Annotated in this window: 19 protein-coding genes; 8 read left to right on the top strand and 11 right to left on the bottom strand. The window is 54.3% G+C overall.

The annotated features are described in order from the left end of the window. Window positions 1-11 precede the first annotated feature (11 nt). The 11 genes from HOP44_RS15295 to rpmH form a co-directional block, all read right to left on the bottom strand. Window positions 12-1,181: an aminotransferase class V-fold PLP-dependent enzyme gene (locus tag HOP44_RS15295; RefSeq protein WP_172254847.1), complete on the bottom strand. Its 1,170-nt coding sequence runs from the start codon at window positions 1,179-1,181 to the stop codon at window positions 12-14. A 55-nt stretch (window positions 1,182-1,236) separates the two neighbouring features. Further along, window positions 1,237-2,079 carry a ParB/RepB/Spo0J family partition protein gene (locus HOP44_RS15290; RefSeq protein WP_172255300.1) on the bottom strand — a complete coding sequence of 281 codons (843 nt, stop codon included), beginning with the start codon at window positions 2,077-2,079 and terminating at the stop codon, window positions 1,237-1,239. A 4-nt stretch (window positions 2,080-2,083) separates the two neighbouring features. Then, window positions 2,084-2,845 (bottom strand): ParA family protein, encoded by a 762-nt coding sequence (locus HOP44_RS15285; protein ID WP_172254845.1) that lies wholly within the window; start codon window positions 2,843-2,845, stop codon window positions 2,084-2,086. Window positions 2,846-2,912: 67 nt separating this feature from the next. Continuing rightward, the gene (gene noc / locus HOP44_RS15280) at window positions 2,913-3,731 is read right to left on the bottom strand and encodes a nucleoid occlusion protein (protein ID WP_172254843.1); all 819 of its coding nucleotides are present in this window, start codon (window positions 3,729-3,731) and stop codon (window positions 2,913-2,915) included. Between the two features lie 465 nt (window positions 3,732-4,196). Continuing rightward, a complete protein-coding gene (gene rsmG / locus HOP44_RS15275) occupies window positions 4,197-4,919 on the bottom strand; it encodes a 16S rRNA (guanine(527)-N(7))-methyltransferase RsmG (RefSeq protein WP_172254841.1) in 723 nt (240 codons plus the stop codon). Between the two features lie 2 nt (window positions 4,920-4,921). After that, the gene (mnmG, locus tag HOP44_RS15270; protein WP_172254839.1) at window positions 4,922-6,808 is read right to left on the bottom strand and encodes a tRNA uridine-5-carboxymethylaminomethyl(34) synthesis enzyme MnmG; all 1,887 of its coding nucleotides are present in this window, start codon (window positions 6,806-6,808) and stop codon (window positions 4,922-4,924) included. Window positions 6,809-7,030: 222 nt separating this feature from the next. Continuing rightward, a complete protein-coding gene (mnmE, locus tag HOP44_RS15265; protein ID WP_172254837.1) occupies window positions 7,031-8,407 on the bottom strand; it encodes a tRNA uridine-5-carboxymethylaminomethyl(34) synthesis GTPase MnmE in 1,377 nt (458 codons plus the stop codon). A gap of 256 nt (window positions 8,408-8,663) precedes the next feature. Further along, window positions 8,664-9,563 carry an RNA-binding cell elongation regulator Jag/EloR gene (gene jag, locus HOP44_RS15260; protein WP_172254835.1) on the bottom strand — a complete coding sequence of 300 codons (900 nt, stop codon included), beginning with the start codon at window positions 9,561-9,563 and terminating at the stop codon, window positions 8,664-8,666. A 72-nt stretch (window positions 9,564-9,635) separates the two neighbouring features. Beyond that, window positions 9,636-10,511, bottom strand: coding sequence for a YidC/Oxa1 family membrane protein insertase (locus HOP44_RS15255; RefSeq protein WP_343059912.1), 876 nt, complete (start codon window positions 10,509-10,511; stop codon window positions 9,636-9,638). Window positions 10,512-10,667: 156 nt separating this feature from the next. Continuing rightward, entirely contained in the window at window positions 10,668-11,018 is a 351-nt protein-coding gene (gene rnpA / locus HOP44_RS15250) for a ribonuclease P protein component (RefSeq protein WP_172254833.1), read from the bottom strand. 72 nt (window positions 11,019-11,090) lie between these two features. Then, window positions 11,091-11,225, bottom strand: a complete 135-nt coding sequence (rpmH, locus tag HOP44_RS15245) for a 50S ribosomal protein L34 (protein WP_018976936.1) — start codon at window positions 11,223-11,225, stop codon at window positions 11,091-11,093. A 908-nt stretch (window positions 11,226-12,133) separates the two neighbouring features. Between rpmH and dnaA the strand changes: the two genes are divergently transcribed. The 8 genes from dnaA (at window position 12,134) to HOP44_RS15205 (ending at window position 23,072) form a co-directional block, all read left to right on the top strand. Further along, window positions 12,134-13,489, top strand: a complete 1,356-nt coding sequence (gene dnaA / locus HOP44_RS15240; RefSeq protein ID WP_172254831.1) for a chromosomal replication initiator protein DnaA — start codon at window positions 12,134-12,136, stop codon at window positions 13,487-13,489. A gap of 157 nt (window positions 13,490-13,646) precedes the next feature. Further along, entirely contained in the window at window positions 13,647-14,789 is a 1,143-nt protein-coding gene (gene dnaN / locus HOP44_RS15235; protein WP_172199024.1) for a DNA polymerase III subunit beta, read from the top strand. A gap of 217 nt (window positions 14,790-15,006) precedes the next feature. Further along, window positions 15,007-15,225, top strand: a complete 219-nt coding sequence (gene yaaA, locus HOP44_RS15230; RefSeq protein WP_281358144.1) for a S4 domain-containing protein YaaA — start codon at window positions 15,007-15,009, stop codon at window positions 15,223-15,225. A gap of 155 nt (window positions 15,226-15,380) precedes the next feature. After that, a complete protein-coding gene (gene recF / locus HOP44_RS15225) occupies window positions 15,381-16,490 on the top strand; it encodes a DNA replication/repair protein RecF (protein ID WP_172254829.1) in 1,110 nt (369 codons plus the stop codon). A 30-nt stretch (window positions 16,491-16,520) separates the two neighbouring features. Continuing rightward, complete coding sequence (gene remB / locus HOP44_RS15220) at window positions 16,521-16,772, top strand: extracellular matrix regulator RemB (protein ID WP_172199033.1); 252 nt, start codon at window positions 16,521-16,523, stop codon at window positions 16,770-16,772. 151 nt (window positions 16,773-16,923) lie between these two features. Further along, window positions 16,924-18,840 (top strand): DNA topoisomerase (ATP-hydrolyzing) subunit B, encoded by a 1,917-nt coding sequence (gyrB, locus tag HOP44_RS15215; protein ID WP_172254827.1) that lies wholly within the window; start codon window positions 16,924-16,926, stop codon window positions 18,838-18,840. Between the two features lie 343 nt (window positions 18,841-19,183). Then, a complete protein-coding gene (gene gyrA / locus HOP44_RS15210; RefSeq protein ID WP_172254825.1) occupies window positions 19,184-21,733 on the top strand; it encodes a DNA gyrase subunit A in 2,550 nt (849 codons plus the stop codon). Between the two features lie 256 nt (window positions 21,734-21,989). Beyond that, entirely contained in the window at window positions 21,990-23,072 is a 1,083-nt protein-coding gene (locus HOP44_RS15205; protein WP_172254823.1) for an HD-GYP domain-containing protein, read from the top strand. Window positions 23,073-23,257: the final 185 nt, after the last annotated feature.

Below are 23,257 nucleotides of genomic sequence, written 5' to 3'. Positions count from 1 at the left end.
TCAATCGTTCCTCAGAAAACGGACCGCACGATTTCCTGTACGGCTTCCGCCAGGGCCTGCGTCTCTGTCTCGGTGGTCATAAAACCGACGCTGCTTCGGACCGCTCCGCTGCCGATCGTGTTCGCGGACCGGTGAGCAAGGGGCGTGCAGTGGTAACCCGCCCGCACCGCGATCCCGTAGTCCCTGTCCAAGCGAAACGCCAGATCCGCGGAACCGATCCCCTCTACCGTAAAGGAAACGATGCCCGTTCTCGGCTCCCCAAGTTTGGGTCCCAACAAATTAAGTCCTCGCACGGCGGACAGTCGTCCCATAAGCTGCTGGGTCAGTTCCCATTCCCTCTGCCCGATTACCGACGGACTTTCCTCCAGCACATGGCGGACTCCCGCACCCAGCCCGGCAATCCCTACCGTATTGGGCGTACCTGCTTCATAGCGGTCGGGACGCACGGAAGGCTGGTCGGCTTCTTCCGATTGGCTGCCCGTTCCTCCATGAATCAGCGGTACGAGGTCGATCGAAGGATCCACATACAGCCCGCCGGTTCCCTGGGGTCCCAGCAGCCCTTTGTGTCCGGGAAAAGCCAGCATATCGATCCCCATTTTCCCTACGTCGATATCCATCACCCCGGCGCTCTGGGCGGCATCGACCAGCAGCAGCGCTCCGCAGCTTCGTGCGATATCCGCAATGTCCGCGACAGGAAGAATGCTTCCGAGCAGATTCGAGCTGTGGTTGCAGACGATCAACCGCGTTGCCGGCCTGCAGAGCGAAGAAAGCTCACCCAGATCGATCTTCCCGAATTCGTCGACCGGTACATAATCGAGCTGAACCCCGTGTTCCCGCCGCATATATTCCAGAGGACGTCGAACGGAATTATGCTCGGTCATGGTCGCAATCACGTGATCGCCGGGCTGCAGCAGTCCTTTGATCGCCTGGTTCAAAGCTGTCGTCGTATTGGGCATAAAAGCGATATCGTTCGGATTCGCTGCTCCAAACAGCCGGCCGAGCAGCATTCGCGTTCGGACCAATACCCTTCCGGCCGAGATCGCCATGCGATGTCCGCCCCTGCCCGGGTTGGCTGCTTCTTCCTGCATCGAATGCTGCATAGCCGCAAGTACCGTCTCCGGTTTGGGCCAGGAAGTCGCTGCGTGATCCAGATAGATTACCGGTTTTTCCGTCTGTCTCAACCGCCGCTCCTCCTTCCGCTGTTTAATAATGAAGAAACTTTTTGAACAAGCCGGATTACTGCAGCAGATCGAGCAGACGCTGCAGATCCTGCTGATCGTAATAACTCAGCTCGATCTTGCCTTTTTCCTTGCTGCCCGGCTTGATCTTGACTGTCGTTTTGAAATGCTCCCGCAGCGAGTCTTCGACGTCGGCAATATACGGATCGCGTTTCTTGGTCTTGTTTTTGGGTTTGGCGCCGGATTGGACTACCGCTTCCTGAACGGATTCTTCCAGCTCCCGTACACTCCAGCCTTCACGGATCGCTTTTTCCGCAAGCTCGATTTGAACGGCGGGATTTTTCAATCCGACGACTGCTTTGGCATGCCCCATCGAGAGCGTTCCACGTGAAACATGCTCTTTCACTTGCTCCGGAAGCGACAGCAGCCGCAGGAAATTGGCGATATGCGAGCGGGACTTGCCTACTTTCGTGGACAATTCTTCCTGCGTCATTTTGAACTCGTCCATCAGCGATTGGTAAGCGACGGCGATCTCCATGGCATTCAGATTTTCCCGCTGCACATTTTCGATCAACGCGATTTCCATCACCTGCTGATCGGTGAACTCGCGCACTACAGCCGGAATACGGCTTTTGTCGGCCAACGCCGAGGCACGCGTCCGGCGTTCGCCGGCGATGATCTCGTACCCTTTGAGCACGCTGCGAACGATGATCGGCTGGATCACGCCATGCTGGCGGATCGATTCCGCCAGTTCGCGCAGTCCTTCTTCGTCAAAAGAGTGCCGGGGCTGGTACGGATTGGCGCGGAGCTGGTTGAGCGGAATCTCGACCACTTGATCGTTTTCCCCTACGGATAGGGACGGAATAAGCGCATCCAATCCTTTTCCAAGCCCTTTGCCCAATCTTTTATTCATAGGTCATCACTTCCCTTGCCAGCTCCATATAGTATTCGGCTCCCTTGGAACGGGGGTCGTATGTCATAATCGTCTGACCGTGCGACGGGGCTTCGCTTAAACGCACATTGCGGGGGATGATCGTTTCGTAAACTTTGTCCTGAAAATACTTTTTCACTTCTTCGATCACCTGGATACCCAGATTGGTCCGCGCATCAAGCATGGTCAGCAGCACGCCTTCGATCTGCAGTTCGGTATTGAGCTGTTTCTGGACCAGACGCACCGTGTTGAGCAGCTGGCTGAGGCCTTCAAGCGCATAATACTCGCATTGGATCGGAATAATGACCGAATCGGCGGCCGTCAGTGAATTGATCGTCAGAATTCCCAGAGAGGGCGGACAATCGATCAGAATATAATCGTAATCTTTTTTGATCAGATGGATATTCTTCTTCAGCCGAAGTTCCCGCGACATGACAGGGACCAGCTCGATCTCCGCGCCGGCCAGCTGAATCGTGGCGGGAATGACGTCGAGCCCTTCGATATGCGTAGAGACGACGACTTCTTTCGGGTGAACTTCGTTGATCAGGATGTCATAGATGCAGTGTTCCACATCGGCTTTGTTGATTCCGACTCCGCTTGTCGAATTGCCCTGCGGGTCGATATCGATCAGCAGCACGCGCTTGCCCAGCTTGGCCAGACCGGCGCTCAGATTGACGGATGTCGTCGTTTTGCCGACTCCGCCTTTCTGATTGGCGATTGCAATGATTTTGGACAATCGGATTCACCTCGGTTGGGATTGGTTTGTTCCGTACCGGCATGAATTCCGCAGCCGCGCTCCGCAATCAGGACTTTTTGGGAATCCGAATCACGATTTCGTAGTGATCTCCCTGGTCGGCTTCCGTGGTCCGGATGTTCATCCCCGATCCCGACACCATGTCAATCGAATGACGGATCGTATTCAGAGCCAGCCGGACGTCTTTGCTGTAAGAGACGCGCTTGGATTTCTTGACCTGAACGGTTTCTTTGTAAAAAGCGACCCGGGCTTCCGTCTGCTTGACGTTCAGCTCTTTGGCGGCGATCTCTTTCAGCAGCTTGAGCTGAAGTTCCTCGCTTCCGAGCGGCAGAAGCGCGCGGGCATGGCGTTCGGTAATCCTGCGTTCCATCAGTGCCTGCTTGACCGGCTCGGGAAGCTGCAGCAGACGCAGCTTGTTGGCGATCGTCGACTGGCTTTTGCCCAGACGCTGGGCCAGACTTTCCTGCGTCAGCTGATGCAGCTCGATCAGCTTCTCGTAAGCGGCCGCTTCTTCGATCGCGGTCAATCCTTCGCGCTGCAGATTTTCGATCAGCGCGATCGAAGCCGTCTGCGAATCGTTGAATTCGCGCACAATAGCCGGAACCGTCGGAAGGCCGAGCTTCCGGATGGCGCGCCAGCGCCGCTCGCCGGCAATAATCTCGTATTTGCCGCCGCGCAGACGCACGACGATCGGCTGGATGACGCCATGCGTCCGGATCGTCTGGCACAGCTCCTCGATCTTTTCTTCATCGAAGATCGTTCGCGGCTGATAAGGGCTGCTCACAATCTCATCGACCGGAATCTGTTTGACTTCGTCTCCGGCCGCACGTTCCGTCAGCCCGAATAACTTGGAAAATTGCTCTTTCATTCCGACCATGACCACCTGTTCCGGGAAAGCGGCACCTTAAGCCGTCCTTCTCAAGAAATTTCAACTCCCTGCCCGGCCGTACGCGGGACCCGGGCGGAGACCGGAAGCCGATGCGTTCCCCCCGCATCCTGGACTTCCTTGCGTTTCCCGCCTGTGATCGCGCCTGCCAAGCCTGTTCTTGCAGCTTTTTGCAGCGTGTATCTTCCGGAACCGGCGGCTTTGGCCGCCGGTTCTTCCTGAATTGCAAATCCTGGGCAGCCCGCGGAAATTCGGCGGGCAGACAATTCCAGTTTATCACTTTTTAGCGGTGAATCCTATCCTGAAATCCACCGCCGGCCCGCCTCCGACTCTCTCCGAAAACGGCGGCCCAAACCAAAAAAAGCGCCGCCCGGAGGCAGCGCTTGTGTCACCCGTACATCGGGTCGAAATCTTTGTTTTTTTGTGTTCCACGTGAAACAAGCCGGCTTAAACCAGAGGCTTTTTCATCGGAAGACCCGGCGTACGCGGATACTTGTACGGGGTAATCGCGAATTTCGACACCCGGATAATATGGCGCTCCGACTCGTCAAACGGCAGTTGGAACGCTTCGACGCCCAAAATCTCGCCCCGCAGCTCGCGCAGACTCTTCTGGGCATCCGCGATTTCTTCGGCCGGATCCGTGCCTTTCATCGCCGCGAAGATCCCTTCCGGCTTGACGAACGGCAGGCAGAACTCGTTCAGCACGGCGAGGCGCGCAACCGCGCGAGCCGTTACCAGATCGAACGAATCGCGATATCCGCGCTTGTGTCCCCACTCTTCGGCACGGCCGTGCAGAAACTCGGCATTTGCGAGTCCAAGTCCTTCCGACAGCGTCTTGAGGAACGTGATCCGTTTGTTCAGCGAATCGATGATGGACAATTTCAGATGCGGGAAAGCGATTTTGAGCGGGACGCCGGGGAAGCCGGCACCCGAACCGATATCGGCCAGGCTGGTTACCTTTTTCATATTGACATAGAAGGCCAGCGTCAGCGAATCGTAAAAATGCTTCTCATACACCTGCTCGCGTTCGGTAATGCCGGTCAGATTCATCTTCTCGTTCCACTCGACCAGCAGCTTGTAATAAGTCTCGAACTGTTCCAGCTGTGTTTCGTTCAGTTCGATTCCGCGCTCTTTCAAACGCTCCGTAAACCGTTTCTGTATCTCGTCCATGCTTACCCCCGTGCCGCCGCTACCCGATTAACCTGTTCCAGGTAAACGAGCAGGATCGAAATATCGGCGGGCGTTACGCCGGAAATACGCGAAGCCTGCCCGATCGACAGCGGCCGAATCGCGGCCAGCTTCTGCTTCGCTTCCATCGCCAGACCGCGCACTTCTTCGTAGGCGAGATCTTCCGGGAGCTTTTTCTGTTCCATTTTCTTCAAACGTTCCACGTGCGCCAGCTGCTTCTCGATATAGCCGGCGTATTTCACCTGAACTTCGACCTGGTCTTTCATCTCTTCGTCCAGCTCGATTTCGGTCGGTACGATCGTCGCGATCTCCGCGTACGTCACTTCCGGACGGCGCAGGATGGTCAGCAGATCGGAGCCGTTGTTGATTACGGCCGATCCGATTCGTTCCAGCATCGGATTAACCTGATCCGGGTGTACTTTCGTTTTGCGCAGACGTTCGATCTCCGCTTCGACCTTGGCTTTTTTATCAAGGAACGCTGCGTACCGTTCTTCTCCGATCAATCCGATTTCGCGGCCGATTGGCGTCAGACGAAGATCCGCATTGTCGTGACGAAGCAGCAGCCGGTATTCGGCGCGCGAAGTCAGCAGACGGTAAGGTTCGTTCGTCCCTTTCGTAACGAGGTCGTCGATCAGAACGCCGATGTACCCCTGCGAACGATCGAGCACGATAGCGTCAAGACCCTGGGCTTTGCGCGCGGCGTTGATTCCGGCCATAATGCCTTGTCCCGCCGCTTCTTCGTATCCCGATGTTCCGTTCAGCTGCCCGGCGGTAAACAGACCGGGCAGCAGCTTCGTTTCGAGCGTCGGCCAGAGCTGCGTCGGCACCATCGCGTCGTATTCGATCGCGTAACCGTTGCGCATGATCTCGACTTTCTCCATACCGGCAATCGTGCGCAGCATGCTCAGCTGAACGTCTTCCGGCAGGCTGGTCGATAGACCCTGGACGTAATATTCGGCCGTATTCTTGCCTTCCGGCTCCAGGAAGATCTGGTGCTTCGACTTGTCGCTGAAGCGCACTACTTTGTCCTCGATGGACGGACAGTAGCGCGGACCGGTCCCTTCGATCAGACCGGAGAACATCGGCGCGCGGTACAGGTTGTCGTTGATGATCTGATGCGTTTCCGGCGACGTGTAGGTCAGCCAGCACGGCAGCTGCTCGTTGGTCGACCCTTTTGTTTCGTAGGAGAAGAACTTCGGCTTGTCGTCTCCCGGCTGAATCTCGGTCTTCGAGAAGTCGATCGTATCCTTGTGCACGCGCGGCGGCGTTCCGGTCTTGAAGCGAACCAGGTTGAATCCAAGCTCACGCAGATGTTCGGCCAGACGCACGGACGGCTGCTGGTTGTTCGGGCCGCTCTCGTACATCAGCTCGCCCATGATGATCTTGCCGCGCAGGTACGTGCCTGTCGTCAGCACGACCGATTTGGCCGTATACCGCGTGCCCGTCTTGGTTACGACGCCCACGCACTTGCCGTCTTCGACGATCAGTTCTTCGACCATGCCTTGGCGCATGGTGAGATTGCGTTCTTTTTCCATCGTTTCCTTCATCGTCTGCTGGTAGTCGAATTTATCGGCCTGCGCGCGCAGCGCGTGAACGGCCGGACCTTTGCCGGTATTGAGCATCCGCATCTGGATAAAAGTCTTGTCGATATTGCGTCCCATTTCGCCGCCGAGCGCATCGATCTCGCGTACGACATGGCCTTTGGCCGGGCCGCCGATCGACGGGTTGCAGGGCATGAAGGCTACCATATCAAGGTTGATGGTGACCATCAGCGTCTTGCAGCCCATCCGGGCTGCGGCAAGCGCCGATTCGACGCCGGCATGTCCGGCCCCTACGACGATTACGTCAAATTCTCCGCCTGAGTATGTCATTGGTGTTTCCCTCCTTAGGGGGTGCTCGCCTGGGTGAACTCGTGCCGCGGAATATCCTTACGATCGCTTGCTGCTTTCGGAATATTTGAATAAGCTCCCTAAGGGAGATATTCCGAAAACAGAGGCGAGCGCTTCGCTTCTTCAGGACATTCCGCTTACTCGTTTACTGGCTTCGCTGTAGTTGTATTTCACTGTATGATTAAAAGAAAAAGCGGCTTCGGCTTATTTGCCCAGACAAAATTGGGAGAAGATCTGATCGATCAACGAGTCCTGGGCGGTATCGCCGACGATCTCGCCGAGCTGTTCCCAGGCCATCCGCACATCGATCTGGATCATGTCGATCGGCACGAACATCCGAGCCGCTTCGATCGCATCGTGCAGCGAACGCTTCGTCTGGTGCAGCAGTGCAATATGGCGTACGTTCGACACATAGGTCAGATCGGCGCTTTCGAGTTTGCCTGCGAAGAACAGGGAAGAAATGGCTTCTTCCAGACTGTCGATCCCTTCGCTGTCTTTAACGGTCATCGGCACAATCAGCTCTTCTTTGTAGAATTGGCGCACTTTTTCCGTCTCGATTTTTTGCGGCAGATCCATTTTGTTCAAAATCACGATCGACTGCCGGCCGCTGATCTGCTCCATCAAACGTATTTCTTCGTCATCCAGTTCGTCGCCATGGCTGAGTACGAGCAGAATCAGGTCGGCTTCGTTCAGTGCGGTGCGCGAACGTTCGACCCCGATCCGTTCCACAACGTCCAGCGTCTCGCGGATTCCGGCGGTATCAAGCAGCTTGAGCGGGATATTGTTGATGGTGATAAATTCTTCGATGACGTCGCGCGTCGTTCCCGGGATATCGGTCACGATCGCCCGGTTCTGACCGGACAGGGCATTGAGCAGCGAAGATTTGCCGACGTTCGGCCGTCCGACAATCGCCGTCGTGATGCCTTCGCGCAGGATCTTGCCCTGGTTCGACGTCTTGAGCAGCCGTTCGACTTCTTCCAGCACGGCCCCGCATTTTTCCTGGATAAACAGCGAAGTCATCGATTCCACATCATGCTCCGGGTAATCGATATTGACTTCGATATGCGCCAGCGTCTCGATCAGCGTCTGCCGCAGCTCCTGGATGCGGCGGGACAGATCGCCTTCCACCTGCTTGAATGCCACGGAAAAGGCTTTGTCCGATTTGGAACGAATCAAATCGATGACGCCTTCCGCCTGCGACAGGTCGATCCGGCCGTTCAGGAAAGCGCGCTTCGTGAACTCGCCCGGTTCGGCCAGACGGATCTTCTGCTTCAGCAGCAGTTCCATGATGCGCCGGACCGAGACGACGCCGCCGTGCGCGCTGATCTCGACCACGTCTTCCGTCGTGAACGACTTGGGCGCGAGCATCAGGGTCACCAGCACTTCTTCCAACTTTTCCTTTGTTCCGGGATCGACCATAAATCCGTAATGCACCGTATGCGTAGGCGCTTCGGTCAGTGGTTTGGCGCCGCGAAACAGCCGGCTGACTTCCCCGACCGCTTCGGGGCCGCTGACGCGGATGACGGCAATCCCGCCTTCGCCGACGGCTGTTGATATAGCCGCAATCGTATCGCTAATCATCTGCTTGTCCCTCTCTTTCTCGGCCTGCCTTGCCGCACGCCCTATATACAAGAAGAAACGGACCCCTCCGCGCCGCGTTTGAGCGGGTTTCGACAGGTCCCGGCCAAGCCGAGCCTTGAAGCCGCTCTTACGCATCCCGGAAGTTCTGGGCATCCGTTTCTTTCACATTCAAATTCAATGCAGCGACTCCCGAACGGCAGAGGGCCCTCTTCACCGCGAAGGCAAAGAGGGCGCCGTTCTGCCGGGAACAGCCGGCTTATTTAAGCGTGATCACAACACGCCGGTTCGGTTCTTCGCCCCGGCTCCCCGTCTCGACTTCGGGGTGGTTCTGCAGCCGTGCGTGAATGACTTTGCGCTCCTGCGGAGGCATAGGTTCCAGCACGACTTCCTTGCGCGAACGAACGACGCGTTCGGCCAGACGGTCCGCCAGCTCTTCGAGCGTTTTAGCCCGGCGGCGGCGGAAATTCTCCGCATCCAGCGTAAGGCGGACAAAACGGTCCGAGTCTTTGTTGGCTACCACGCTTGCGAGCAGCTGCAGCGCGTCGAGCGTCTGACCCCGACGTCCAATCAGCATCCCCAGCTCGGGGCCGGAAATATCGAGCAGGCCGCCGTCGCGGTTCTTGCGAATATCGACTTCGACTTCAAGACCCATGGACTGCGCAACGTCGCGAATAAACGCAGCGGCTTCTCCGTAACGATCTTCCGGTTTCGACTCGGACAAAACGGTCACTCCGTCCGCCGAATCTCCTTCGCCTGCCGTTCCCATAGGAGCCGGCGCGGCCGGATTCGGACGGGAACGCCGAGGCGCATCGGGATCCGCTTGACCCGGAGTGTTTGCATGGACCGGACCGGGAGCGGCCGGATTGGGCCGCTCCCGACGCGGTACCTGTTCATCCCCCGGGCGGTCCTGCCGTTCGCGCCGAACCGTCTTTTCCGTTTGGGGAGAAGGTTCGACTGCCTCTTCGAGGACGCGGTTCGATCGGATTAACGTGAGTTCGACTTTTGCCTTGCGGCTGCCGAACAGGCCCAAGAAACCTTTGGAAGGGTGCTCAAGCACATTGACTTCGACACGATCTCTCGTTACGCCAAGCTGTGCCAGCCCCTGTGTTATGGCTTCGTCTACCGTTTTCCCCACAGCCGTCACTTTGCTCGTCATCGAATCCGCGCCCCCTTGTGTTCACGCTTCGTCTTTTCACATGCTAGTCAGAACGGTTTTTCTATTTGAAAATCAACGTTTTTTCTTTTTCTTTTTGCGGCTGGAGACCGGGCCTGCGCCCTTCGACAGACTTACGCCGCCGCCCGAAGGTTTCGATCCGCCCTGCTGCGCGATAACGGCAGCTGCGGCTTTCGGGTCGTTGTTGCGGTACAGGAAGAAGTTCTGCACAATCGTGTACACGTTACTCATTGCCCAGTACAGCGGCAGTGCGGACGGGAACTGATAACCCATAAAGAAGATCAGGATCGGGTATACAAACAGCATGAACTGCATCGGTCCCTGCTGCTGTGCCGGATTCTGACGCATCATCAGCCAGGTTTGCAGGAATGTCGTTGCCGCTGCGAACAGCGTGAGCGGAATATCGGGTTTACCCAGCTGCATCCACAAGAAGGAATGCTGTGCCAAATCGCTGTTATAGATGATAGCGTTATACAAAGCGATAAAAATCGGCATCTGGATAATCAGAGGCAGACAGCCGGCAGCCGGATTTACCTTGTTCTCTTGGAACAGGCGCATCTGCTCCTGCTGCATACGCTGCGGATCGTCTTTGAATTGTTCTTTCAGCTTTTGCATTTCCGGTTGGATCTTTTGCATCGCTTTGGAACTCTTGACCGACTTAATGGTCAGCGGCAGAATCAACGTACGGACAATCAACACGAGCAGCAGGACGGCGAGGCCGTATTCGCCTCCGAACCATCTGGCGAATGTGTCGAGCGCCAGCGAGAACCAATACACCACGTTGCTGCGCCAGAAGCTTCCGCTGTTTCTCAAGTCTTCCGTCGTATGCAGCGCCGTATTCGTCGGCGTACAGCCCGCAAGAACGGCAATCAGCAGGACAGCGGCGATAACGAACAGCCATTTGCCTCTGCGTTTAAACAAATGAGACACTTGATAACCCCTCTCTTAACCTTCATGTTCCTGCACTCCCGTGAGGCTCCTTGCCGGATCGGACAAATTGTCGGCAGTTGTGAAAATCATACCATAATTAGCACGCTATTTGAAACGCAAAAAAGCGCTTCATTCGCGTATCCCCCAAAACGCCGTTCAACGGCCTTTGCGCTTGATCAGCGAAGATTTGCGAAGCACGTGCAGTACGCTCTTCTCCAGCTCTTTGTAGTCCAGATCCAACGCGCCCTTGCGGATAATGAAAACAAGATCGACATGATCGACGATTTCGTCGGCATGCTGCCTGACAATTTCTTTCATCAAACGGCGCATCCGGTTGCGGACCACCGCATTGCCCACTTTTTTGCTGACCGACACGCCCATGCGAAAACGCTCGACGTCCCGTTTATGGAACCAGTACAAGACCAGCTGCCGGTTCGCGAAAGACTTGCCGTGACGGTATACGCGAGTAAACTCGGCCCGGTTCCGTAATCGTAGCTTTTTTTGCACTTTTCCTCGCGTCCCCTTTGTTTTAAGAAAAAAAAGACCACCTCCAGGTGGTCTTCGCTCATGTGCCTGAACTTACGCGCTCAGCACTTTTCTGCCTTTGAGACGACGAGCAGCCAGCACCTTGCGGCCGTTTTTCGTGCTCATTCTTTTACGGAATCCGTGCACCTTTTTGCGCTTTCTGGTGTTTGGTTTGAAAGTAGGACCCATTACAATAGCACCTCCTTTTACGGTAGTACAGGTTTTGCAAAATCGCTAAACCAATATAGTTTCACACATTCGTTCTTCTTCTCGCAGAACATGCCTTTTATCATTTAATCATGCGTTTCCAGCAAAGTCAAGTCATCTTCTTGCGATACCTCCCTCTTTTTTTTGAAAGAAAACAAGGCCGAAAAACCTCTATATAAGGTAGGGAAAATTTCGAGGGCATTCCAGGCAGGCGGGCAAGCTTCGCTTTATGTTCATTTTAACTGCTGGAAATCGTAAGCTGCATCCTCCGCTTCTCTCCCTCTTTTCATTTTCCGCACGTTCATCCTCTCCCTCTCTGGCTTCCGGATCCGCGATTCCCTACCAACCCTCTTTTCGCTCTCTCTGGTTTGTCGCCTGCTTCGTTTTTCTTGACGCGGCCTATTCGCGGTCTTTTTGCGGCTCCAAAGTTATCCACAGACGCTTATCCCGTTCCCATTCAAGCTTCCCGTTCGGAATGACGTTTTTGCGTAATCGACTTTTCCACCGTATTGCCTTTTGGCCTGTGTATAGTTTTGGGCAACCGATTTATGCACAGGCGAATTCTGAACACGTTATGAACAATATCTTGTGGTGTGGATATCTATTATGCACAAGGTATTGGTATTGTGGATAATATAACGCCAAACGTTGAAATGAACGGCTTCTTTTGCTATGATTAGATTACTTTTCGGTGTGAATATCCGGTTTTAGCCTCCATATTATCAACAGTCTGTGGATAAAGTTGTGAACAAGTCAATTTATCCTTCTTTTTTTGTTCCCATAATTCTTGGCAGTGGGGATAACCTCTCTCGGCTTTCCTTATTTCCGACTACTTTCGGCGGATGCTCCGGCTTAAGCCACATCGTACGATTTTAAAGGAGTGACAGTTTGTGGACAGCCATACCGCTCAATTGTGGCAACAAATTCTATCTATCATCCAAACCAAGCTGAGCAAACCGAGCTTCGACACTTGGTTCAAGGCAACCGAGGTCATTCAGCTCACCCAAGGCGCGCTGACCGTATCGGCGCCTACCACATTCGCTGTGGAATGGCTGGAAAGCCGCTATACCAAACTTGTCGCGCAGGTAGCTTTCGATGTGCTTGGACGCAATGTCACGGTGAAATTTGTGATCGAGGAACCCGGACATGAAGAAGAGTCGCTGCAGAAGCAATCGACTCCGCCGCCAACGCCGGTCCAGGTCAGCGTCGAGGCGAATACGAACATGTTGAATCCGAAATATACATTCGACACGTTCGTCATCGGCTCGGGCAACCGTTTTGCCCATGCCGCGTCGCTCGCCGTCGCCGAGGCGCCGGCAAAAGCCTATAATCCGCTTTTTCTCTATGGAGGCGTCGGGCTCGGAAAAACGCACTTGATGCATGCGATCGGCCATTACATTTTGCAGCACAATCCCAGCAGCCGCGTGGTGTACATTTCTTCGGAGAAGTTTACGAACGAGTTCATCAACTCGATTCGCGACAATCGCGGGGAAAGTTTCCGGAACAAGTACCGGAATATCGATATCCTGCTGATCGACGATATTCAGTTTATCGCCGGCAAAGAATCGACGCAGGAGGAGTTCTTTCATACCTTCAACGCTCTGCACGAAGAGAGCAAACAGATCATTATTTCCAGTGACCGGCCTCCGAAAGAGATTCCGACCCTGGAAGAACGCCTGCGTTCAAGGTTCGAGTGGGGGTTGATCACCGACATCCAGCCGCCGGATCTCGAGACGCGGATTGCGATTTTGCGAAAAAAAGCACGTGCGGAGAAGTTGGATGTACCGAATGAAGCGATGATGTACATTGCGAACCAGATCGATACGAATATCCGGGAGCTCGAAGGCGCCCTGATCCGTGTCGTGGCCTACTCTTCCCTGACCAATCAGGACGTAACGGCGCATCTGGCGGCCGAAGCCCTGAAAGACATTATTCCGTCCAGCCGTCCGCGGATCATCACGATTCAGGATATCCAGCAGCGGGTCGGCGAATACTACAATTTAAAAATGGAAGATTTCAAAGCGAGAAAACGGACCAAAGCGATCGCGTTTCCGCGTCAAGTGGCTATGTATCTGTCGCGCGAACTGACCGATTATTCGCTGCCGAAGATTGGCGAAGCATTCGGCGGACGCGACCATACGACTGTGATCCATGCGCACGAGAAAATCTCCCAGTCGTTGAAGATCGATCAGGAGCTGACGAAAGTTGTCCACAGCCTGACCGAAAAAATCAAAAATCCGTCCTGAATAAGCGAAAAGCCTATGCACAACTTATACACATGTGGATAGGCTTCGTTTGTTATGTTTTCCGGGCTCTTTCACAGGTTATCCACATATTCAGTGCCCCTACTACTTTTACTATAAAGATCTTAAAGAATATATTATCTATTACAGGAGTGACGAGATGAAGATCAGCATTTCCAAATCCCACCTCAGCGAAGCTATTCAACACGTATCGAAAGCCATTTCCAGCCGGACGACCATTCCGATCCTCGGCGGTATCAAATTCGATGTGGCTTATCACGGCGTTACCCTGACAGCCAGCGACACCGATATTTCTATTCAGGCTTTTATTCCGGCGGAACAAGACAACAAATCGGTGGTCACCGTGGAGAAAGTCGGCAGCGTCGTGCTTCCGGCCAAATTTTTCGTGGAAATTATCAAAAAGCTGCCGACCGCTGAGATCGAGATGGAAGTGGGAAGCGGATTCCAGACCTTTATCCGCGCAGGCGCAACGGACATTCAGCTCGTAGGTCTGGATCCCGAAGAATTCCCGGTGCTGCCGAGCATTGAAGAAAACCGCGTCCTGTCCGTACCCGGCGATCTGCTGCGGCATATGATCCGTCAAACGGTGTTCTCCATTTCGACCCAGGAGACGACTCCGATCTTGACCGGCGTCATGTGGAGTCTCAAAGACGGACAGCTTAAATTTGTCGCCACCGATCGCCACCGCCTGGCAACCCGGACGGTCCGCCTTGAAGGCACCGAAGATCTCGAATTCAACAACGTGGTCATTTCCGGCAAAACGTTGAACGAACTGGGCAAAATCATTCCGGACCAGAATACGCTTGTGGATATCGTCGTCGCCGACAATCAGGTCCTGTTCAAAGTCGATCGCGTCCTGTTCTATTCGCGCATTCTCGACGGACTGTATCCGGATACGTCGAAGATCATCCCTTCGAGCCACAAGACGCGCCTGCTGCTCGACACCAAGAACCTGAGCGAGTCGATCGATCGCGCTTATCTGCTTTCCCGCGAAGAAAAGACGAATATCGTCCGGATGCAGACGCTCGAAGCGGGCGGCATCGAGATTTCGTCCAGCTCGACGGAACTCGGACGCGTACAGGAAGAAATTCAATTGGCCGAGTTCGAAGGCGAACAGCTCCGGTTGTCGTTCAACTCGAAATATATGCTGGATGTCCTCAAAGTCATCGAAAGCGAGCAGCTGACGATCCGGTTCACCGGCGTCATGAGCCCGATCATTATCGAACCGACCGATGACAGCAACAGCCTGTACATCATTCTCCCTTACCGGACGACCAACTAAATTTTTTGTTTTTTTAAACAGAAACCTAATTCTGAAGAAAAGGCAGCAGGCGTAGGGGAAGTTCCAGTGAAGAAGCGCTAGCGTTCGCCTTTGCCCTCAGGAGGATACCGTAAAATTTCAATCAAACTTCCTGAGGGCAACAAGCGATCGTAACGGAACTTCCCTGCAGCCTTCGAGCCTTTTCTTTTTGACACAATCCCGAAAGGAAGGCAAAATGATGAATGAAGTATCGATTCGTACGGAATATATCAAGCTCGACACCTTTTTGAAGCTGGCCGACTGCATTTCTACCGGAGGCAGCGCCAAAATGCTGATCGCCGAAGGTCTGATCAAGGTAAACGGAGAAAACGAAGAGCGCCGGGGCCGCAAATTGTATCCGGGAGATACGGTTGAGGTAGACGGAGAAGGTCCGTATAAAGTCGTGCGGGAAGACTAAGGTCTTTTTGACGGGAACATATTTTATCCCAAGCGGCGAAACAGGTCCGCCCAGGGCGGGTTATCCACTATCCACAGCAGACGGGGCAGCTTTGCGGCGTGCAAATGCGGTCCCGTCTTCATTTTGCGGCGGCGCACAGGAGGCATCGAAATCACGTGCTAGTTAGAGACATCGCACTCAAAAATTACCGGAACTACGGCGAAATGAAACTGGAAAACTTCGGCAGCGTGAACCTGATGATCGGCCGCAACGCCCAGGGCAAAACGAATTTGCTGGAATCGCTGTTCGTGCTGGCACTGACCAAATCGCACCGCACGGCCAAAGATCGGGAGCTGATCGCTTTCGGCGAGGACTCCGCTTACGCAGGCTGCCATGTGGAAAAGAAATACGGAAATGTCCACCTGGAGCTTTCTTTGTCTCCGAAAGGGAAGAAGGCGAAGATCAACGGCCTGGAGCAGCGGAAGCTGAGCGATTTTATCGGTACGCTGAATGCGGTAATGTTTGCTCCGGAAGACCTGGAGATCGTCAAAGGGACACCCGGCATTCGCAGGCGTTTTCTCGATATGGAGATCGGACAGGTCCAGCCGAGCTACCTGTTCCATCTGCAGCAGTACCAGAAAGTTCTGCTGCAGCGCAACAACATGCTCAAGCAGTCGTACGGCAAAACGCCGGATCCGGTCATGCTGGAGATCTGGAACGAACAGTTGGCCGAACACGGAGCCAGCATCGTGCGCCGGCGCAAGCGGTTTATCCGCAAGCTGCAGGTATGGGCACAGGATATCCACAAGGGGATAACCGGCGGCAAGGAACAGCTCCTTCTGCGCTATGTTCCTTCGTTCGGCGAAGCCGAAGAGGAAGATGAAGCTGTTTTATTGGAACAATTTATGATAAAATTATCACAAGTACGCGAACAGGAAATCCGCAGGGGAACGACGCTTGCCGGCCCCCATCGGGATGACCTGACTTTTTTCATCAACGACAAAGAAGTACACAATTTCGGTTCTCAAGGCCAGCAGCGCACCACCGCGCTTTCGCTGAAGCTGGCCGAGATCGAACTCATTCACGAAGAAATCGGCGAGTACCCGATTCTGCTGCTCGACGATGTGCTGTCGGAGCTGGATCCCTACCGGCAGACCCAACTGATCGAGACTTTTCAGAGCCGGGTGCAGACGTTCATTACCGCGACCGGAATCGAGACGATCCATGCGGAGAAGCTGCAGGGCGCGCATATTTACTCGGTCAGCGAGGGGCATGTGGAATTCTAAAGGTGTGACTCAAGGAGGCTTCGGGTGCTCATGTATATCCATATCGGCGGTGAAAAAATCATTCGTTCTTCGGAACTGATTGCCATTTTCGACGTTTCGATCGAAAAATCTTCGCGTATCTCCAAGCAGTTCACCACGGCCGCCAAAGAAAGCAAACAGGTCGAAACGATCGGCGAGGAAGAGGCCAAGTCCATCGTCGTCACCAAGTCCGTCGTCTACTATTCGCCTATTTCTTCCGCGACGCTAAAAAAGCGTTCCAAAACATTTAGCGCAGGCCTCTAAATAAAGGTTTCGGATGTCGGATTGAATCGGTTTTATCTAGGAATTCCTTATACGCCGCCCTTCCCTCTGCCTTCGGTAACAGGCTTCGGGAGCGGGCGTTTCGTATTCTTTTCTCAAATTTTCACAAACTACAGGAGTGGGTGAACGAAGCATGTCAATGGATCAACAATCGTATGATGCCAGTCAGATACAAGTCCTCGAGGGACTGGAAGCGGTACGCAAGCGGCCGGGGATGTACATCGGTTCGACGAGCGCCAGAGGCCTTCACCATCTTGTTTGGGAAGTCGTGGACAACAGTATCGACGAAGCGCTCGCCGGTCACTGCGACCATATCCAGGTTATTGTGCATGAGAACAACAGCGTTACGGTAATCGACAACGGCCGGGGGATTCCGGTCGGCGAACACCCGAAAATGAAACGTCCGGCGCTCGAAGTCGTCATGACCGTCCTGCACGCGGGCGGCAAATTCGGCGGCGGCGGGTACAAAGTATCCGGCGGTCTGCACGGCGTCGGCGTATCGGTCGTCAACGCGCTGTCCGAGAAAATTGTCGTTCAGGTTAAACGCGACGGCAAAATCTACGAGCAGGAGTACCGTTACGGCGCTCCGCAGTACGATCTGCGCGTCATCGGCGAAGTGGCGGACGGCGAAACGGGCACGACCACCACGTTCCAGCCCGATCCGCAAATTTTCACCGAAACGGTCGTTTACGATTACAACACGCTGCTGACGAGAATTCGCGAGCTGGCGTTCCTGAACAAAGGCATCATGATCTCGCTGCTCGACGAGCGGACAGGCGAGAACGCTTCGTTCCACTACGAAGGCGGGATCGGCGAATACGTCCAATTCCTTAACCAGAACAAGATCGTAATCCAGGAAAACCCGATCTACGTCGAAGGTTCGCGCGACATGATCGCGGTCGAGATCGCGATTCAGTATAACGACGGCTATGCCGAGAGCATTTATTCGTTTGCGAACAATATTCATACGCATGAAGGCGGTACGCACGAATCCGGCTTCAAAAGTGCGCTGACGCGTATCATCAACGATTACGCGCGCAAAGCGGGCGTCATCAAGGACGCGAACAGCAACCTGACCGGCGACGACGTGCGCGAAGGCTTGACGGCGATTATCTCCGTCAAGATCCCCGAGCCCCAGTTCGAAGGACAGACGAAGACCAAGCTCGGCAACAGCGAAGTTCGGGGCATCGTGGAGTCGCTCTTCTCCGAGAAGCTGACGGACTTCCTGAACGAGAATCCCGCTGCGGCGCGTCGCATTCTCGACAAAGCGCTTCAGGCTTCGAGAGCCCGCGAAGCGGCGCGCAAAGCCCGCGAACTGACGCGCCGCAAGAGCGTACTGGAAGTGAGCGCGCTGCCGGGTAAACTTGCCGACTGCTCGTCCAAGGACGCTTCGATCAGCGAAGTCTATATCGTCGAAGGAGACTCCGCCGGCGGTTCGGCCAAACAAGGCCGCGACCGGCATTTCCAGGCGATCCTGCCGATTCGGGGCAAAATCCTGAACGTCGAGAAAGCCAGACTCGACCGTATCCTGTCCAACCTGGAGATCCGCGCCATCATCACGGCGATCGGTACGGGAATCGGCGAAGACTTCGATATCGCCAAAGCCCGCTATCACAAAGTCGTCATCATGACCGACGCCGACGTCGACGGCGCGCATATTCGTACGCTGCTGCTGACGTTCTTCTACCGCTACCTGCGTCCGATCATCGAAGCCGGCTATGTGTATATTGCACAGCCGCCCCTGTTCAAGATCGAGCGCAACAAAACGGTCATTTACGCGAACTCGGAGAAAGAGCGCGACGAGATCATCGAGAGCTTCGGACCGGGCGTCAAAGTCAACGTACAGCGCTATAAAGGTCTGGGCGAGATGAATGCCGGACAGCTGTGGGAAACGACGATGGATCCGGAAAGCCGGACCATGATGCAGGTATCGATCGGCGATGCGATGCTGGCCGATACGCTGTTCGATACGCTTATGGGCGATAACGTCGAACCTCGTCGTGATTTCATTCAAGAGCATGCCCGCTACGTAACCAACCTGGACATTTAACACCGGATTTCTCCCTCTTGGGGGAGAGGGCGAAGAAGGGGCGGCCCGAAGGGGGCGTCTCTTCTTTTTTTGTATGAAAAACGCAGGGGAATGTGGAACAAAGCTCTTTTTACCGCTGTTTTTCCACGACAAAATACGGACATCCCGACGGATTAATGGTATAATAATAAGGATGTGGAAGCCGCATATTCCAGCGTTTGCAAGACGATTTCAAGGCTTTACTTTCAAATACAAAAGCAGCAGCCCACGTGATTATGCAGGCACCAACGGTACAGGGTTCGAGTCTTTCCTTTTCCCGGAAGCGGGCAGGCCCGGACCAGTGTCCAAATAGAAGGAGGCAGTCATGGCGGAAGAACAAAGATCGCAGGTCATAGATCGGGATATCGGCGTTGAAATGCGCGAGTCCTTTATGGATTATGCAATGAGTATCATCGTCAGCCGCGCGCTGCCGGACGTCAGAGACGGCTTGAAGCCGGTCCACAGACGGATTCTCTATGCGATGTCCGAACTCGGCATGTCGCCGGATAAGCCGTTCAAGAAGTCGGCGAGAATCGTCGGCGAAGTTATCGGTAAGTACCACCCCCACGGGGACACCGCAGTATACGAGACGATGGTCCGCATGGCCCAGGATTTCTCGATGCGCTATATGCTGGTCAACGGACACGGCAACTTCGGTTCCGTAGACGGCGACGGAGCCGCAGCGATGCGGTATACGGAAGCCCGTCTTTCGAAGATCGCAATGGAAATGCTGCGCGATATCAACAAGGAAACGATCGATTTCCAGCCGAACTACGACGGCGAAGAGCATGAACCGATCGTCCTGCCGGCCCGCTATCCGAACCTGCTCGTTAACGGGGTATCGGGTATTGCGGTCGGTATGGCCACCAATATTCCTCCGCACAACCTCGGCGAAGTCATTGACGGCGTTCAGGCGCTGATCGAGAACCCGGATCTGACGCCGATGGATCTGATGGAATATATTCAAGGCCCGGATTTCCCGACCGCCGGCTTTATTCTCGGACGCTCGGGCATCCGTCAGGCTTATCAGACGGGACGCGGCTCCATTACGATGCGGGCCAAAGCGGAGATCGAGGAATTCGGCAACAAAGCGCGGATTATCGTGAACGAGATCCCGTTCCAGGTCAACAAAGCGCGGCTGGTCGAGAAGATCGCCGAGTTGGTTCGCGAGAAGCGGATCGACGGCATTACGGATCTGCGCGACGAGTCCGACCGCAACGGAATGCGGATCGTGGTGGAGCTTCGCCGCGATGTGAACCCGAGCGTTGTACTCAATAACCTGTACCGCCATACGGCCATGCAGTCGACGTTCGGCGTCAACATGCTGGCGATCGTCAACAACGAACCGAAAATCCTCAACCTGCGCGACGTGCTGTATCACTACCTGGAGCACCAGAAGGTTGTCGTACGCCGCCGTACCGAATTCGATCTCAAAAAGGCCGAAGCAAGGGCTCACATTCTCGAAGGTCTGCGTATTGCACTGGATCATCTGGACGAAGTTATCGCCCTGATCCGGGGTTCGCAGACGGCCGATGCCGCTCGCGAGCAGCTGACCGAGCGTTACTCGCTCAGCCAGGAACAGACTCAGGCCATTCTGGATATGCGTCTGCAGCGCTTGACCGGATTGGAGCGAGAGAAGATTGAAGGCGAATATAACGAAATTCTGGAGCGGATCGGCGAATACCGCGCCATTTTGGCGGACGAGAAGCTGCTTGTCCAGATCATCAGCGACGAGCTGAACGAGATCAAGGAACGTTTCGCGGACAAGCGGCGTACCGAAATCACGGTCGGCGAAGACAGCATTCTGGATGAAGACCTGATTCCGCAGGAAGAAGTAGTCATCACCATTTCGCATACCGGCTACATCAAGCGTCTGCCGGCTACCACGTACCGCAGCCAGAAACGGGGCGGACGCGGCGTAATGGGAATGGGAACCAAAGACGAAGATTTCGTCGAGCATCTGTTTGCGACCAATTCCCACAATCATCTGCTGTTCTTTACGGACCGCGGCAAAGTATACCGGCTAAAAGCCTACGAAATTCCGGAACTCAGCCGTACGGCACGCGGAACTCCGATCATCAACCTGATCCAGATCGAACAGGGCGAATCGATCAATGCGGTGATTCCGGTACACGAGTTCAAGGAAGACCGCTTCCTGTTCTTTGCTACGGGCCGGGGCATTGTCAAAAAGACGCCGCTGACCGATTATGCCAATATCCGTAAAGGCGGTCTGATCGCGATCACGCTGCGCGACGACGACTCCCTGATCGGAGCCAAGCTGACCGACGGCGAGCAGGAGATCATCATGGGTACCTCTTCCGGGCTGTCGATCCGCTTCAAGGAAAGCAACGTGCGCTCGATGGGCCGCGGCGCGACAGGGGTCAAAGGGATCTCTCTTGAAGGCGAAGACACGGTTATCGGCATGGACGTCGTCAAGACGGACCGCGAATTGCTGATCGTCACGAGCAAAGGCTACGGCAAGCGTACGCCGATCGGCGAGTATCGGGTTCAGACCCGCGGCGGCAAAGGGATCAAGACAATCAATGTCACGGATAAAAACGGACCGGTTGCCAGTCTGAAAGTCGTCAAATCCGAAGAGGATCTGATGATTATTACGACCAGCGGTACGCTGATCCGTACAAGCATGGATGGCGTTTCTTCGATGGGACGCTACGCACAGGGTGTAAGACTTATTCATATTCGCGATGAAGACGCAGTGGCTACCGTCTGCCGAATCGACAAGAGCGAAGAGATTGAAGACGACGAACTGGGCGAAGGCGAATTGTCGGAAGAGCAGGCCGGTGCGGTCGTGGCGGACGTTGAAGCCAAGGCTCTGCTGGAAATGATGGATAACGATCCGGAAGCGTCGGAGTAAGAACCGAGCGGCGCCGACAAGCCAAGGGAGTCCTCCGGGACTTCCTTTTTTTGCGTGGAAATTTCCTTTTACTTAAAAGAGCGCATAGAAAACCGATTTCGGATATTTTTGGTATTGTTGCTCTTGGTATCACGGCATATAATCGAAAGGGTAAGCAAGCGGTTTGCGTACGACAATCAGACGGCGTTTATCCGAGGTTAAGGGTGAATATCCGATTTCCAAAGCCCGAACGACCGCAATAGAGGAGGTGTGTACCATGGTAAGTGTATCCGTAACCGAACTTGAGGCCGGAAAAAAAATCGCAGCCAACGTTTATACCGATAAAGGCAATCTTCTTTTTCAAAAAGGCAGAGTGCTGCTTCCGAGAGATCTGGAGATCCTGCACGCCTTTATGATCGATCAGGTAGAACTTCAGGGAGAAACCGGCAAAAAAGCAGCGGAACAAGAAAGCAAAGAATCGGCGCTTCCAAGCGGCGAGACCGTTCGTCCGAACGTGAATCGTAAGGAAAGAGGCTTCATCGAAGAATACGACCAGATGGTAGCGTTGACCAAGACAGGTTTTCCATCCGTACTTGCTATGGAAATTCCGGTCTTTCAATGGCGTGCACAGCTGGAGAAGCTGATCGATCAAATTCAAGGATACCGGATTTTGGGCTTTACGCCGCGTATGCCGGATAAGCACGATTATATGTATCATCATGCCGTATTGTGTGCTTTAACTTCATATATGCTTGCCCGCTGGTTGGATGTTCCGCAGAAGAACTGGATTCAGGTAGCGCTGGCCGGTTTGCTGCACGATCTGGGTAAAGTCAAAGTTTCGCCGACGATTCTGCATAAACCGACGCCGCTGCTTCCGGAAGAAAAAGCGGAGATGGACAATCATACGACGTACGGCTACCAGATTCTAAAAAATGCGACGGCTCTGCAGGAAGGCGTTCTGTTGGCTGCGCTGCAGCATCATGAACGGATCGACGGCAGCGGATATCCTTTTGCATTGACAGGTGAAAAGCTTCATCTCTATTCAAAGATCGTAGCTGTCGCAGACATTTTCCATGCCATGACACTGGACCGGCGTTATCGCGGAGCCACTTCGCCTTATCTGGTACTGGAACAGTTGGAACAGGATTCGTTCGGAAAGCTCGATCCGGTGATTGTCCGTACGCTAATCAAGCATACGACCCAGCTGTCGCTTGGAACGCGCGTGAAACTGAGCAATCGAAAAACGGGTGAGATCGTTTATGCCGACGCCCACCAGCCTACCCGACCGATTGTATCGATTAACGGAGAGATCGTTAACCTGATTCAGGATCGAAAACTGTTTATCTTGGAAGTGCTATAGAACACATAGCAAGCCGGCATCCCAATGCCAAGACAAAGACTCTCAAGTGATTGGGGGCCTTTTATTTTTAATCGATACTTTTCTTGAAAAAGTGCTTGCTTTCTTAAACCCAGCATGATATATTCTAGGAACGGCCTTGAGAGAGTGACCGTGCGGTTCGAACAAGTGAGCGAGTCCCAACCGGA

This window comes from Saccharibacillus deserti, assembly GCF_013618475.1.
GTDB lineage: Bacteria > Bacillota > Bacilli > Paenibacillales > Paenibacillaceae > Saccharibacillus > Saccharibacillus deserti.
This window is presented reverse-complemented; position numbering and strand designations above follow the sequence as displayed.

Excerpts from the sequence above, each read along its gene's own strand:
- rpmH (WP_018976936.1), bottom strand. The coding sequence starts at position 11,225 with ATGGGTCCTACTTTCAAACCAAACACCAGAAAGCGCAAAAAGGTGCAC.
- mnmG (WP_172254839.1), bottom strand. The coding sequence starts at position 6,808 with ATGACATACTCAGGCGGAGAATTTGACGTAATCGTCGTAGGGGCCGGA.
- rsmG (WP_172254841.1), bottom strand. The coding sequence starts at position 4,919 with ATGGACGAGATACAGAAACGGTTTACGGAGCGTTTGAAAGAGCGCGGA.
- gyrA (WP_172254825.1), top strand. The coding sequence starts at position 19,184 with ATGGCGGAAGAACAAAGATCGCAGGTCATAGATCGGGATATCGGCGTT.
- noc (WP_172254843.1), bottom strand. The coding sequence starts at position 3,731 with ATGAAAGAGCAATTTTCCAAGTTATTCGGGCTGACGGAACGTGCGGCC.
- jag (WP_172254835.1), bottom strand. The coding sequence starts at position 9,563 with ATGACGAGCAAAGTGACGGCTGTGGGGAAAACGGTAGACGAAGCCATA.
- gyrB (WP_172254827.1), top strand. The coding sequence starts at position 16,924 with ATGTCAATGGATCAACAATCGTATGATGCCAGTCAGATACAAGTCCTC.
- remB (WP_172199033.1), top strand. The coding sequence starts at position 16,521 with ATGTATATCCATATCGGCGGTGAAAAAATCATTCGTTCTTCGGAACTG.
- yaaA (WP_281358144.1), top strand. The coding sequence starts at position 15,007 with ATGAATGAAGTATCGATTCGTACGGAATATATCAAGCTCGACACCTTT.
- dnaN (WP_172199024.1), top strand. The coding sequence starts at position 13,647 with ATGAAGATCAGCATTTCCAAATCCCACCTCAGCGAAGCTATTCAACAC.
- mnmE (WP_172254837.1), bottom strand. The coding sequence starts at position 8,407 with ATGATTAGCGATACGATTGCGGCTATATCAACAGCCGTCGGCGAAGGC.
- HOP44_RS15205 (WP_172254823.1), top strand. The coding sequence starts at position 21,990 with ATGGTAAGTGTATCCGTAACCGAACTTGAGGCCGGAAAAAAAATCGCA.